Origin of the sequence: Nocardia sp. NPDC058518 (genome assembly GCF_042719655.1) — a bacterium.
Lineage (GTDB): Bacteria > Actinomycetota > Actinomycetes > Mycobacteriales > Mycobacteriaceae > Nocardia.
In genome coordinates this window covers 99,510-113,023 of the sequence record NZ_JBHXNJ010000020.1, presented here as the reverse complement: position 1 = coordinate 113,023, position 13,514 = coordinate 99,510, and the positions used below count along the sequence as shown (strand labels likewise).

Genomic DNA, 13,514 nt, shown 5'->3' with positions numbered 1-13,514 from the left:
ACCCGCCCTTTACCCGCCCCCCCCAAACCCCGCGGCGCACACAACCATTCCGCCCCCCCACCCCACACCCCGGGCCCGGGCCACCCTCGCGAGGCGAGAGTGCCCGGGCCGTGGTCGAGGTCAGGCGGCGGAGGTCACCCGGTACACGTCGTAGACACCTTCGACGTTGCGCACCACATTGAGCAGATGGCCCAGGTGCTTGGGGTCGCCCATCTCGAAGGTGAACTTGCTGATCGCGACCCGGTCGCCGTGGGTGGCCACCGAGGCGGACAGGATGTTGACCTTCTCGTCGGCCAGCACCTTGGTCACATCCGAGAGCAATCGGGTGCGGTCGAGTGCCTCGATCTGGATGGCGACCAGGAACACCGACGAGGGCGACGGCGCCCATTCGACCGCGATGATCCGCTCCGCCTGCTCCTGCAACGAATCGGCGTTGGTGCAGTCGGTCCGGTGCACGCTCACCGCGCCACCGCGGGTGACGAAGCCCATGATCTCGTCGCCCGGCACCGGTGTGCAGCACTTGGCCAGCTTCGCGACCGTTCCCGGCGCACCGGGGATGAGCACACCGGCATCACCGGTGACGCGCTGCCGCGCGGGCGTGGTCGACGGTGTCGACCGCTCGGCCAGCTCGTTCTCGACATCGCCGATGCCACCGAGCTGGGCCATGAGCCGCTGCACCACGTGGTGTGCCGACACCTGGTGCTCGCCGACCGCGGTGTAGAGCGTGGAGATGTCGCTGTAGTGCAGCTCGTGCGCGACCGCGGTCATCGCCTCGACGCTCATCAATCGCTGCAGCGGCAGCCCGACGCGGCGTACCTCCTTGGAGATCTGCTCCTTGCCGCTCTCGAGCGCTTCCTCGCGACGTTCCTTGGCAAACCACTGGCGAATCTTGGCTTTCGCGCGCGGGGAGACCACGAACTTCTGCCAGTCCCGGCTGGGTCCGGCGTTCTGCGCCTTGGAGGTGAACACCTCGACGACTTCGCCGTTCTCCAGCTGCCGTTCCAGCGCCACGAGCCGCCCGTTCACCCGCGCGCCGATGCACTTGTGCCCGACCTCGGTGTGCACGGCGTAGGCGAAGTCGACCGGGGTCGACTTCTGCGGCAGCGTGATCACGTCACCCTTGGGCGTGAACACGAAGATCTCCGGCGACTTCAGGTCGAAGCGCAGCGATTCCAGGAATTCCGCGGGGTCGGCGGCCTCTCGCTGCCAGTCGAGCAGCTGACGCATCCACGCCATGTCGTCGACTTCGGCGGCGTCACCGGAGTGCTTGCCCTTGGTCTCCTTGTACCGCCAGTGCGCGGCGATGCCGAACTCGGCGGTGCGGTGCATGTCCTGGGTACGGATCTGCACTTCCAGCGGCTTGCCGTCGGGGCCGACCACGGTGGTGTGCAGCGACTGGTAGACGCCGTAGCGCGGCTGCGCGATGTAGTCCTTGAACCGGCCTGCCATCGGCTGCCACAGCGAGTGCACGACACCGACCGCGGCGTAGCAGTCGCGGACTTCCTCGCACAGAATGCGCATGCCGACCAGGTCATGGATGTCGTCGAAGTCTTTGCCCTTGACGATCATCTTCTGATAGATCGACCAGTAGTGCTTGGGCCTGCCTTCGACGATCGCGTTGATCCGCGACGCGGCCAGGGTGTTGGTGATCTCGGCGCGCACCTTCGCCAGGTACGTGTCGCGCGAGGGTGCGCGGTCGGCGACCAGGCGCACGATCTCGTCATATTTCTTGGGGTGCAGGATCGCGAAGGCGAGGTCCTCTAGCTCCCATTTGACGGTGGCCATACCGAGGCGATGCGCCAGTGGCGCGATCACCTCCAGGGTTTCCTTGGCCTTCTTGGCCTGCTTCTCCGGCGGCAGGAAGCGCATGGTGCGCATGTTGTGCAACCGGTCGGCGACCTTGATCACCAGCACGCGCGGATCGCGCGCCATGGCGATGATCATCTTGCGGATGGTCTCGGCTTCGGCGGCCGCGCCCAGGTTGACCTTGTCGAGTTTGGTGACGCCGTCGACGAGGTGGGCCACTTCCTGGCCGAACTCTTCCTTGAGCTGCTCGAGCGAGTAGCCGGTGTCCTCGACGGTGTCGTGCAGCAGGGCCGCGACCAGCGTGGTCGTGTCCATGCCGAGTTCGGCGAGGATGTTGGCGACCGCGAGGGGGTGCGTGATGTACGGGTCGCCGGACTTACGGAACTGCTTGGCGTGGCGTTCGTCGGCGACGTCGAAGGCGCGCTGGAGCAAGCCGAGATTGGCCTTCGGGTACAGCTCGCGGTGAACGGTGGCCAGCGGTTCGAGGACCGGCTTGACCGCCGCGATCCCCCGTTGACCGGTCATCCGCCGCGCCAGCCGCGCACGGACCCGCCGTGAGGCCGAGCTCGGCACCGAGGCTGTCGGGGACTGCTTGACGGGTTCGGGGGTCTTCACCGGGGCACCTTCGCTTGGCGTGGCTCCGGTGGATTCCTGCCCAACCTTCGCCTCGCCGAGTTGTCGAGTCATGCCACCACCTCTCACGCTGCATTCGGACCTGTCGGCCGAGTGCTGCAACCGCCCGGGGCCTCAACTTTAGTCCCCGTACCGACCTGGTGTTCGAGTCACCAGGGTCACAGGCCTGCGGCTAATCCGCCTCTCCGCGGTTTCTGCCGATCGTTCACGGGCAGCGTAGTGAGTTTCCGGGCCTGCGGATAGGTGTTCGGGAGTGCGTTGGGGGGAGGAACCTGTCAGCGCTCGTCGCCTGAGGTGGGGCGGGTGCGGAGCGTGCGGCCGTCGAGACGGCCGGGCGGGGCGGCGAGGAGGTCGAGGACGGTGGGGGTGAGGTCTACCAGGGTGTGGGCGCTGGTGATGGTGCCCGGGGTGAAGTCGGGCCCGCGGGCGATGACGAAGTTGGCGGTTTCGGCGGGGGTCTGGCCGCCGTGGCCGCCGGTCGGGAGGTGGCCGTGATCGGTGGTGACCAGAACGGTCCACTGTTCCCGCGGATGGGCGTGCGCGCGCCGGTCGACCGCCGCGACGATCTCGCCGACCAGCGCGTCCACCCGGCGGATCGCGGCCAGGTAGGCGCGTGAGGCGCCGCCGTGCTGGTGGCCGGCCAGGTCGATCTGGTCGAGGTGGGTGAAGACCAGATCGGGACCGGAACGCTCGATCGAGGACACCACTTCGGTCGCGGTAGCGGCATCGGTGGCCGACTCGTCCGGATCGCCTGGAACCGGCGCGGTGGTGAGGGCGAGGTCGGCGCGCCGGTCACCGGTGGCGGCGATCGTCGCGATCTGGTGCCAGGTGCCGATGGACACGGTGTGCCGGGCGGGGTCGGCCCGTTCGATCCGGGTGAACACACTCGGGTGCGCCAGGAACGGACTCGCGTCGAATTCGTTGTCGGTGATCCCGTGCTCGGTGTCCCACACCCCGGTCAGCGCGCTCGCCCACGACGGCCCGGAAATCGTGATGTGCCCCGCGATGTTCCCCTGCGAGAGCAGCCCCTGCGCGGCGAGGTGCCGCAACCGCGGTGCCTGCGCCGCGTCGGCCTTGTCGAACATCAGCCCGTCGATCCCGATGACGACGACCTTGTTCACCACCTCGCCGACCCCGCGTCGAGGCGCCCCGAACGCGGCCGCCGCATCGACCGTCGCCCCCACATCGTCGAACGCCGCCACCGACCCCGCCGCCGACCCGACCAGCGGAATCGTCACCAACGCGGTGACCAGCGCAGCGAGCACTTTCGCCGGAGCCGACATCTCGCGCATGCCCTCACGATGAGGGATTCGTGCCGTTGCGGCGAGACCGCCGCGACGGTGTTCATCGACGTTTCATCGGCGTCGCACATATCGGATGCCTCGCTGAACAACCCGCGAACCACAGCTCCGGTCCGCGAATCACCGTTGACATCGGCCGCGGGGTGTGGCCATCTTGGCAGGTGGGGAACACAGCACCGGTCCGCATCGCCGCCACCGCCGACCTGCACATGCGCCCGGCTGTCGCGGGCAAGTTCCGATCCGGCTTCCTCCGCCTCGGCACGCATGCCGAAATGCTGCTGCTGGCAGGTGATCTCACCGACGGCGGCACCGCGGCCGAGGCCGTACTCCTCTGCGCCGAACTCGCGGACCTGCCGGTTCCCGTCATCGCGGTCCTCGGCAATCACGACCACGACGCCGGGCACGCCGATCTCATCACCGACATGCTCACCGATATCGGAGTCGAAGTCCTGGACGGCAATTCGACGATCCGCACCGTCCGCGGCCACCACATCGGCATCGCCGGGGTCATGGGCGGTTCCGGCGGATTCCCCACGCACCCCGGCGACCCCGACTCCGGCACCGACGAACACCGCGCCCTCATGCGCCGTGGCCCCGTCGACGCCCACCGCCTGCACCGCGCCCTCACCGCCCTCGACACCCCCACCCGCATCGCCCTCACCCACTTCTCCCCCACCACCGAGACCCTCACCGGCGAACCACCCGCGATCTACCCCGGTCTCGGCTGCCGAGCCCTTGGCGATGCCATCGACGCCGCCCCCGCGACTCTCGCCCTGCACGGGCACGCCCACGCGGGCACCGAGTACGGCCGAACCCCCGGAAACATTGTCGTCCACAATGTTTCGTACCCGGTCCTGCGCCGCACCTATGCCCTCTACGACCTCGAGACCACCGCTGCGCACTGAGCCCGCACCGGCGAACGGCTCAGCCCTGGTCGGCGTCGAACGCCCACACCACCGCGGGCCGCCCGGTGGCCTTCACCCGGCGACGTTCGCCGGTCCGGCCGAGTCCGGGGATCGCGGCGAGCGTGCGGTTGAGGTTGGCCGGGTCCGGACGAGTGCCGTGCAGCGACGTACTGAGATCGACCGCGCGGGTTGCGGGAAACTCGGTGCCCGCCAGGGCGCGGGTGAGCGTCGCGTCCTTCCAGAGGAGTCCGGCCAGCAGGGCACGGCTGGTGTCGACGATGCGGTTGTGGTCGAACGCCAGCGGCGGGACCTCGTCGAAACCCACCCACTCGGCGGGCCCATCGTGTTCGGCGACCACCGCCCACATCGCGATGGCCAGCGTCGGGCCGCGCGGGTCGCGATGCGGCTCGTCGAACGTGACGAGCTGGCCGACGGCGCCGATCGCCTCGGCAGGCACCCCGAGTTTGGTGTGTACGGCGCGTCGGGCGGCATCGACGAGGCGTTCGCCGCGGCCGAGCAGCACGCCGGGTAGCGCGAGTTCACCGGTGAACGGCTCGAACTCGCGGCGGGCGATGCCGAGGCGAACGCCGCTGTCGGCGTCCCAGCACCGCAATGTCACCACATCGATCGACACAACGGATTGCTCCACGTCACCCCATCCTGCCTCGAGCGGCCCTGCTCCGGGCGCCTTGCGTTGTCACCGGCCGATACCGCGGTCACGGTACGGATGCCCCGATTCTTCCCTGCCCACCGACATCACAGGGCCGCCCCCTCCGGCCGGCGCGCGGAGCCGCGACAGCGCGGTCGCGCCGATCCGGACCGTGTCCGGTCAGCACCACGGGGACCCGCAACCGCTCGGCCAGCCACGCTGCCGGGTCGTCATCGATCGGCGCGAGAATCGGTGTCGCGTCCAGCAGTTGGCCGGTGAGCCGCTGCTGGTGATCGAGATCACGCCACCGGCCGGGGACGAGTTCGGTCAGCCTGCCCGCGGGTGTGTCGTATGCCTTTGCTGCGCAGAGAGTTCCGGGCGCGTCGAGGTGGTTGACGACCAAACCGTCGATCCCGCCGCACACGTCGACGGCGTAGCGCAGCAGGATCGGATCGAGGTGTCCCTGCCGGAACGCACCCTGGTAGTGCCCCGTGCCGTTGTGCTGTTCGGGAATTCCGAGTGGCGCTTCGGTCGGCAGCGGACCCGCGCCGTGCCGGGTCATATAGGTGCGGGTGACGCCGAGAACCGCGGCGGTTCCACCGATTTCGCGAATCATGGCGCGCGCGTTGCGCGGCTCGACCGTCGACCAGGTGGTGTGCGGGTGCAGGCCACGCCACTCGTCGAGCAGCACCCCCTGCGCACCCTCGAACACCAATCGCCCAGCGCGCGCGGACCGGGCGAGTTCCGCCGGACCGGTGATGCGGACGGCTCGCGCGAAATCGCGGTACATCGCCACCAGGGCGTCGATCGATTCGTACCCGTGCGCGCTGGGCCCGACGAGGCTGCCGTAGTGGGCGGCAAGCCGATCCAGCTTGGCGCGCAGCACGGTCGGCGCCCGGCAGTCGGCAACGGTCGGCGCGTCGTGTTCCAGTGCGTACCAGGCTGTTTCGCCGATGCCACGACCGCAGGAACCGTGCCGCGAGGTACCCCTCGCGTCCTCGCGCGCACGGTTCGCGGCGATGTGGATCGGCGTGGTCAGCAGGGCGCGTCCGTCGACGGCGAGCAGCCCGAGCGGGTCGTGCACGCCGAGCGCTGCCAGCTGTTCGGATTCGGCGGCGAGCGTGATCGGCTCGACCAGCATGTGCCGCGACAACAGGGTCGACACCCCGGCGAAGGTCCCCGATCCGAACTGCGCGAAGGTGTGGTGGCGACCGTCGGCCACGACGTTGTGCGCGGCCTGCGCACCGCCGTTGAACCGCACGACGGCCGCCACCCCGAGGTCCGCCTCGGGTGAGCACAACCAGTCGACCGTCGCGCCCTTGCCCGCGTCACCGAATCCCAGATCGACGACGACGAGGTGATCCGCACCGAACATCATCGCCCCGGCGGCAGCGCGCGCATGGTCCGTCCCGGCTTCGAGCCCAGTGCCCGTCCGACCGCGTCGGCCTCGTCAGCCGACCCGACATCACGCAGATCGGCCAGCCCGGTATCGAGATCGACCCGGTCCTCGCCCAATCCGATGGTCAGCGCGATCAATTCGCAGACCGCGCCGGGGTCGTCGAGTTTCAGGAAGTTCTGCCCGAGCAGGTCCCGCCAGTGCGCGGCGATCTCCGGATCCCGGTAGTACGAGGACTGATTCGGCAGGATGTAGTACACGTGCCAGCGCTGCTCGAGTTCGCGATAGATCGACTCGACGGACACATCGCGGCGCACATGGTCGCCGACAACCGCTCGGATGTGCCGCGCGGCCAGGCGAGGCTTGTTCAATTCGTCGCCGATCAGGAACAGATACCCCTTCTTACCGCGCTTGTCCCAGGCGTCCGTCGCGACGTGCTCGGCGATGAAATAGGCGGCCAGTTCATAGCTTTCGGACTTCTGCCCGCCACCGTCGAGCAGGATCGCCCGCAGCTGTTCGTCCATCCGGTTGTCGGATTCGAACTGCCCGACCTGCAACGGCACCCGATCGGTATCGGCGTCGCCGATCGCGCCGAACAGGATCTGCGGATCCTGCGCGTACCCCTTGTTCTTCAGCAGCCCGTGCAGTTTCCCGAGCTTGTCCTGCATGATGCGCGGCACCCGCCCCATCGATCCGGTCACATCGAACAGCACGGCCACCGGCAGTGAATTCCCGTGCTCGGCCGAGTCCCGGCACTCGCGCTTGCCGACCCCGAACGGATCGAGCAGTGGATGCGCGCACCACGTGTCGTACGGCTTCGCCCGCATCTCGGCCGTGTATCCGAAATCATCGACCCCTTGGCGCGCGCGGTACGTCTTCCCCGCCCGGTAGGCGGTGTCATCCCAGTTCCCGTACCCCATCCGAACCACTCCCTCTCGCGTTCTCCTGTTTTAGTCTATTCCACCAAAACATCGATCGTCAAGGCGCTGCGGCAGATTCGGCCGAGGTCATCCGCGAGGGGGAATGCCGTCCGACAGCGGGGCCAAGCGTGTAGCGACGAGAGCGACACCGGGACCAGATTTACCACCGGGACCGGCATGCCACGTGACGTTGTCCGAGGTGAGCGGCGCGGCGCATGCTCCACAAACGACGACGCCCTCCGTCACCTGGCCGCAGTCGCGGTGAACCACCGACAGCGGTGGCCCATCGTCGCCGGCCAGCCAGCGATCACCCCAGGCCAGCAGCATGGTCAGGATCGGGTAGAGGTCTCGACCGCGGTCGGTGAGCACATACTCGGTTCGGGTCGGGTTCTCCTGGTACACGCGGGTTTCCACGATCTCGTTGTCACAGAGAGCGCGAAGGCGGTCGGCCAGCACGTTGGAAGCGATGCCGAGGTCGCGGCGCAGGTCCTCGAAGCGGGTGATGCCGAGGAACAGGTCGCGCAGGATCAGGGGCGTCCACCGCTCGCCCACGATGCCGACGGTGCGGGCGATCGAGCACGCGATTTCGGCGAGGTCCACTTTTGCCATGGCACCGAGGATAGTCCATTGCTTTTTGCAAGTCAGCTGGTTACGGTCGGGATACACCTGAAGTATTCGTCATGAAGGAAGGTGTCATGCCCATGTCCGATGCCCGCACCGATCCGGTGTCCACCGATTCGGTCGCCCGATTCCGGCGCGCGACCACCGACAACGACATCACCGCCTTGCTCGACACCCTGACCGAGGACGCCGAACTCATCTCGCCGGTGTCGGGGCGGCTCGTATTCCGCGGCCGAACCGACCTCGCGCCCTTGCTCACCCTCGTCTATCGAGCGGTCAGCGATCTGCGGTGGACCGACAGCCTCGGCACCGGCGATACCCGAGTCCTGCTGGGCGAAGCCAGGTTCGGTCCCTTTCGGATGACCGAGGCCATGGTGCTCGACCTCGGTCCCGACGGCCGCATCCGGCGGTTGCGCCCACATCTGCGGCCTTGGCTCGCGCTCACCGCGGTAGCGGTGTGGTTGGGCCCGAATCTGCTGCGCTATCCGGGAGCGGTTCGCCGGGCCGCACGTCCTGCGCGATAGGCACCCGGCCGTCTTCGACCAGGCCGTCCGGGGTGAGCTCGAGCCTGCGGGTGACCCCGATGTCGTCGAGGAAGCGCTCGTCGTGGCTCACCACGATCAGCGCGCCCTCGAAACTCGCCAGCGCCTGGGTGAGGTGGGCGAGGCTGGGCAGGTCGAGATTGTTGGTCGGTTCGTCGAGCATCAGCAGTTTCGGAGCAGGCTCGGCGAGCAGGAGGGTCGCCAGGGCGGCGCGCAATCGCTCGCCGCCCGAGAGCGCGGCGGCGGCGATGTCGGCATCGGCACCGCGGAACAGGAACCGCGCGAGCTGACCGCGGATCTGTTCCGGTGTCGCGTGCGGCGCGGCGGCGGCGACGTTGTCGAACACCGTTCGCGTTTCGTCGAAGACGTCGAGGCGCTGCGGCAGCAACCGCCACGCCACCTTCGGTCCCTGCGCGACGATCCGGCGCAACAGGGTGGTTTTGCCCGCTCCGTTCCGCCCGGTCAACGCGATCCGCTCCGGTCCGCTCACGCGCAGGTCGACCACCGGCCCGTTGGCCAGTTCGACCTGCTCCAGGTCGAGCACGTCCTGGCCCGGATACAGCCGCGTACCGGGGAGCTCGACGCGGATCTCCCGGTCCGCGCGCACCAATTCCTCGGCGTGGTCGAGGGTTTCGCGGGCGGAGTCGAGTTTGTCGATGTGGGAGTTGCGCAGTTTGCCCGCCGAGACCTCGGCGGCGTTCTTGCGCAGTCCCGCGACGATTTTCGGCACCCGCTTGTTGTCCTGCATCTTCTGCGCGAAGCGTGCCCGCCGGTCCAGTTTCGTTCGCGCGTCGACGAGTTCGCGCGCCTGCTTGCGCACATCGCTGCGCGCGTCACGCACGGCGGCGCGCGCCGCCGCTTGCTCGGCCTCGATGATCCGCTCGTACTCGCTGAAACCACCGCCGAAGGAACGGATTTCACCCGCACGCAGTTCGGCGATGCCGTCCATCCGGTCGAGCAGTTCGCGATCGTGGCTGACCACGATCACGGTGCCCGCGAACTGCCGGATCACCTCGTAGAGCCGCCCGCGGGCGACCGCGTCGAGGTTGTTGGTCGGTTCGTCGAGCAGCAGCACGTCGGGTTCGCACAACAGTTCGGCGACCAGGCCGAGCAGCACGGTCTCCCCGCCGGACAGGGTGTCCAGGGTGCGGTCCAGGTCCTCGACCGACTCGGCGACGTAGTCGAGCCCGAGCTTGCCCAGCAGGGCGACGGCCTCGTCCTCGACCTGCCAGGCCATGCCGACGGTGTCGAAGTCCACGGGCTCGCCGGTACCGCTTTCGATGCGGTGCAGTGCCTCGCGCACCTCGGCGATGCCGAGCACGGCGTCGACCCGCTGACCGGTGCGCATGCCAAGGTCCTGACGCAGGTACCCGAGGCTGCCCGGCACGGAGATCGACCCACGCACCGGCTTCAGTTCACCGGCCACCAGCCGCAACAATGTGGATTTTCCGGCGCCGTTGCTGCCGACCAGACCGATCTGCCCGGGTCCGACGACAGCATCGAGCCCGTCGAAGACAGCGGTGCCATCCGGCCAGTGAAAGGTGAGATCGGAAAAAGAAAGAGAGGTCATGCGGATCCCCTGGAGGTGCGACGGATGCACGGTGCGCGGAATGCGGACCGTCCGAGAGCGCTACCTCAAGAAATCAACGCGTGACTCCGATCGCCGGGAACAAGACTCTTCATTGATAACACCCCGGCACCCCGGCGCGCCACCCCATTTCCTGGACCTGTGAGCCCGCTCATGTCACGGCTAGTCTGGATTCGGGGCGAGCATGCCAGCACAGCCCACTAGCCGAGGAGTGCGATGTCGGAGACGATTGTGGTGCGGACAGCCGGTCAGAGCGACGTCGACGCGGCGGCGCGGACGCTGGCCGAGGCCTTCCAGCACGATCCGGTGATGAGCTGGATCCTGCCGGACCCGAACCGGCGAGCGGCCGGTCTGCCTCGCTTCTTCGCCACCATGGCGCGCCACATCTTCATCCCCGGCGGTGCCTCCGACCTGGCGCTACGCCCGGACGGCACGGTGGGCGGCGCGGCCCTGTGGACCCCGCCGCACCGGGCTCGGACCTCGACGATCACCGAGCTGCGCACATTGCCCGGCATCTGGCGCGCCTTCGGCCGCCGCACTCTCTTGGGAAAACAGGTCGGCGACCTGCTGAAGAAGAACCACCCCACCGAACCGCACTGGTACCTGGGCATGATCGGCACCGCCCCAGATGCCAGAGGTGGTGGCTTCGGCCACGCCCTGCTGCACTCCCGGCTCGAGCGCGTCGACGCCGAAGGCGCGCTCGCCTATCTCGAATCCAGCAACCCGGTCAACGTTCCGTACTACGAACGCTTCGGCTTCACCGTGACAGGCGAACTCCAACTCCCGGGCGGCCCGCCGATCTGGCCGATGCTGCGCGCGGCGCGCTGAGGTCGAGTCAGATCTTGACGATCGAGGTCACCGGGTAATCGCCCTGGTGCTCGCGCCCCTTCAGGAACTCGAGTTCCATCACCACCGCGGCGGCGACCACCTCGGCGCCGACCTCCTTGAACAGGGCGGCCGCGGCGGCGAGGGTGCCGCCGGTGGCGAGGACGTCGTCGAGCAGCAGGATCCGCTTGCCCTCGAGGGCGACACCGTCGGCGGGGATTTCCAGTGCGGCGGAACCGTATTCGAGCTCGTACTCGCGCGAGACGACCGGCGGCGGGAGCTTGCCGCCCTTGCGGATGGCGAGCACACCGGTGCCGAGGGTCGCCGCGACGCCCGCGCCGAGCAGGAAGCCACGCGCGTCGACACCGGCCACGAGGTCGACGTCGGGGGCGATGCCTGCGAAGCAGTCGATGACCGCGCGGAAGCCGGCGGCGTCGGCGAAGACCGGGGTGAGATCGGCGAAACGCACACCCGGCGTGGGGAAGTCGTCGTGCCAGCGGGTCAGCCGGGTGACCGCCTCGGCCGCCTCGGCGGTCCGCTCACTGGCCTGATCGTCGGACTCGACCACCGCGTGCTTGCTCATACCCTCGCCTCTCACGTCTGCACTTCTCATCGCTGCAACACCCAGCGATCCATATTCCACCCGGTACCGGCCTGTGTCGGCCCGGCGATCCCGTTCTGCATGCCGTTGCCGAAGGCGATGATGCGCGGCGTCGCGAACAACGGAATGCTCGGTAGCTGCGCCCACAGCAGGTTCTCGGCCTCGGTCAGCAGGTTCAGCGTCGCGGTCGAGTTGGCCTCGCCCGCAAGCTGATCGGTGATCGCATCGTAGCGACCATTAGCAAAGCCACCGAAATCGAGGCCGCTACCGGCCCGCAACGCGGCGAACGCGACAACACCCGCACTCGACCCCGAGGGCCCCGGCACCGCACCGGTTCCGCCGAGTACCGCGTCGACCGCACCCTCGGGAAGCCTGAACGGCGTGAAGTCCGGCGCACCCGCGTCGACCACGGTGATTCCTGCCCCACGGCAGGACTCGGCGATCATCGCCACGGTCTGCGCGCGACGCGCGTCCGGCCCCTGATAACCGATCCGCACCGTCGGCTGCGCGGTGCCGGAGGAGGCCAAGGTCGCGGTGGCCGCGGGGATGTCGGCGCCGCGATACCGATCGGCACCTCCGATCACCGCCGGGTAGTACAGCGAATCCTGCTGCACCACACGGGCATTCAGAACACCGGCACCGAGCCCGTGCTTCGGCGGCTCCCCCGCCTTGCCGAGGGTGTCGAACAGCGCCTGCCGCGGCACACATTGCGCGAAGGCCCGGCGCACCTCCACCCGCGAGAACACTCCGCCGGTGGCGAGCACGAGCTGTTCGGCGCCGCGACTCGCGACCGTCTGCTCGTCGAAACCGTCGAGCTTCAGATCCGCGACCGACCCGGCGCCGAGATCGACGACCCCGAGCGCGTTCTCCTTCGCCTTGGCGGCGAAGTCGGTGCCCTTGGGCCACACCACGATCCGCTTGGTCTCGGGCGCGTCACCCCACCACTTCTCATTGGCGACCAGCACCAAACCGTCCTTCGCGCTGAAGGATTCGATCCGGTACGGCCCCGAGGACGGGAACTTCGTCAGGTCGAGCGCCCCGGCCTTCACGGTCCAGCCGGTGTTCCAGAAATCGGCGATCCGGCCGATCGCCGCACCGTCGCCGGTCTGCAGGGCGTTCACCACATTCGGCACACCGACCGCCTGCGCCACCACGTGCGCGGGCATCACCTCGGCCGCGGTGAACAGCGTCCGCCACGGCAGGTAGTGCTTGCCCGGCCGGAACACCACGGTGGCGTCCTTGGATCCCGGCTGGCAGTCGATCCGTTCGATCTCGTCGTAGCCCGCGGTGCTCGCCGCGTCGAACAACGAGACGGGCCCGCGATCGCCGGGGCGGGTGAACTGGCCCGAGCGGGCCGACCACGCCAGCACCAGATCGTCGCAGGAGGTCTTCACCCCGTCGGAGTACACCCCGTCCGGGTTGAGCCGGTACTGCACCGTCTGGGTCTCGCCGGGCACTTCCTTGGCCGTACCGAAATCGGTGTCGGCCACCTGCTGACCATCAGGTCCGGTGTAGAAGAACCCGGTCAGCACGCGGCCGAACACCGCGGTGGCACCGCTACTGGCACCGAGCGTGCTCGCGCCGTTGTAGCTGGCGACCGCGGCGTCGACCGCGTACCCGATGGAGGGCACCTGGTTCTTCGCCGAGCAGCCTGCCACCACGGAGGTGGTCACGGCCGCCGTGGCCAGCCCGGTGATCAGTCGAATCGTGCTGCGTCGCATGATGAG

Annotated in this window: 12 protein-coding genes; 3 read left to right on the top strand and 9 right to left on the bottom strand. The window is 68.6% G+C overall.

Going from position 1 to position 13,514, the window contains the following annotated elements; translation table 11 throughout:
* Positions 1 to 120 precede the first annotated feature (120 nt).
* Both ACFWPX_RS28820 and ACFWPX_RS28815 read right to left on the bottom strand, forming a co-directional pair.
* Positions 121 to 2,493 (bottom strand): RelA/SpoT family protein, encoded by a 2,373-nt coding sequence (locus ACFWPX_RS28820; RefSeq protein WP_378913074.1) that lies wholly within the window; start codon positions 2,491 to 2,493, stop codon positions 121 to 123.
* A gap of 221 nt (positions 2,494 to 2,714) precedes the next feature.
* The gene (locus tag ACFWPX_RS28815) at positions 2,715 to 3,731 is read right to left on the bottom strand and encodes an alkaline phosphatase family protein (protein WP_378930675.1); all 1,017 of its coding nucleotides are present in this window, start codon (positions 3,729 to 3,731) and stop codon (positions 2,715 to 2,717) included.
* 170 nt (positions 3,732 to 3,901) lie between these two features.
* Between ACFWPX_RS28815 and ACFWPX_RS28810 the strand changes: the two genes are divergently transcribed.
* Positions 3,902 to 4,645 carry a metallophosphoesterase gene (locus tag ACFWPX_RS28810; protein WP_378930673.1) on the top strand — a complete coding sequence of 248 codons (744 nt, stop codon included), beginning with the start codon at positions 3,902 to 3,904 and terminating at the stop codon, positions 4,643 to 4,645.
* Between the two features lie 19 nt (positions 4,646 to 4,664).
* Here the strand turns inward: ACFWPX_RS28810 and ACFWPX_RS28805 are convergent, their stop codons facing one another.
* The 4 genes from ACFWPX_RS28805 to ACFWPX_RS28790 all read right to left on the bottom strand — a co-directional run bounded on the left by ACFWPX_RS28805 (position 4,665) and on the right by ACFWPX_RS28790 (position 8,219).
* Positions 4,665 to 5,294 (bottom strand): NUDIX domain-containing protein, encoded by a 630-nt coding sequence (locus tag ACFWPX_RS28805; RefSeq protein WP_378930671.1) that lies wholly within the window; start codon positions 5,292 to 5,294, stop codon positions 4,665 to 4,667.
* Between the two features lie 67 nt (positions 5,295 to 5,361).
* Positions 5,362 to 6,669 carry an adenylosuccinate synthetase gene (locus tag ACFWPX_RS28800; protein WP_378930721.1) on the bottom strand — a complete coding sequence of 436 codons (1,308 nt, stop codon included), beginning with the start codon at positions 6,667 to 6,669 and terminating at the stop codon, positions 5,362 to 5,364.
* Positions 6,669 to 7,610 carry a hypothetical protein gene (locus ACFWPX_RS28795; protein WP_378930669.1) on the bottom strand — a complete coding sequence of 314 codons (942 nt, stop codon included), beginning with the start codon at positions 7,608 to 7,610 and terminating at the stop codon, positions 6,669 to 6,671. The genes ACFWPX_RS28800 and ACFWPX_RS28795 overlap by 1 nt, the downstream gene beginning before the upstream one ends.
* Positions 7,611 to 7,697: 87 nt before the next feature.
* The gene (locus tag ACFWPX_RS28790) at positions 7,698 to 8,219 is read right to left on the bottom strand and encodes a winged helix-turn-helix transcriptional regulator (protein ID WP_378930667.1); all 522 of its coding nucleotides are present in this window, start codon (positions 8,217 to 8,219) and stop codon (positions 7,698 to 7,700) included.
* Positions 8,220 to 8,305: 86 nt separating this feature from the next.
* Here ACFWPX_RS28790 and ACFWPX_RS28785 point away from each other — a divergent pair, with 86 nt between their 5' ends.
* On the top strand, positions 8,306 to 8,755 hold the full coding sequence (locus ACFWPX_RS28785; protein ID WP_378914563.1) for a nuclear transport factor 2 family protein: 450 nt from the start codon (positions 8,306 to 8,308) through the stop codon (positions 8,753 to 8,755).
* Here the strand turns inward: ACFWPX_RS28785 and ACFWPX_RS28780 are convergent.
* Positions 8,673 to 10,343, bottom strand: a complete 1,671-nt coding sequence (locus tag ACFWPX_RS28780) for an ABC-F family ATP-binding cassette domain-containing protein (RefSeq protein ID WP_378930665.1) — start codon at positions 10,341 to 10,343, stop codon at positions 8,673 to 8,675. The two genes, ACFWPX_RS28785 and ACFWPX_RS28780, sit on opposite strands and share 83 nt — an antisense overlap.
* Before the next feature lie 234 nt (positions 10,344 to 10,577).
* Here ACFWPX_RS28780 and ACFWPX_RS28775 point away from each other — a divergent pair, with 234 nt between their 5' ends.
* Complete coding sequence (locus tag ACFWPX_RS28775) at positions 10,578 to 11,189, top strand: GNAT family N-acetyltransferase (protein WP_378930663.1); 612 nt, start codon at positions 10,578 to 10,580, stop codon at positions 11,187 to 11,189.
* A 7-nt stretch (positions 11,190 to 11,196) separates the two neighbouring features.
* Here ACFWPX_RS28775 and ACFWPX_RS28770 read toward each other — a convergent pair whose 3' ends face one another.
* Together ACFWPX_RS28770 and ACFWPX_RS28765 are read right to left on the bottom strand one after the other, a co-directional pair.
* Positions 11,197 to 11,769: an adenine phosphoribosyltransferase gene (locus ACFWPX_RS28770; RefSeq protein ID WP_378930661.1), complete on the bottom strand. Its 573-nt coding sequence runs from the start codon at positions 11,767 to 11,769 to the stop codon at positions 11,197 to 11,199.
* 26 nt (positions 11,770 to 11,795) lie between these two features.
* The gene (locus ACFWPX_RS28765; protein WP_378914567.1) at positions 11,796 to 13,508 is read right to left on the bottom strand and encodes an ABC transporter substrate-binding protein; all 1,713 of its coding nucleotides are present in this window, start codon (positions 13,506 to 13,508) and stop codon (positions 11,796 to 11,798) included.
* Positions 13,509 to 13,514 lie beyond the last annotated feature (6 nt).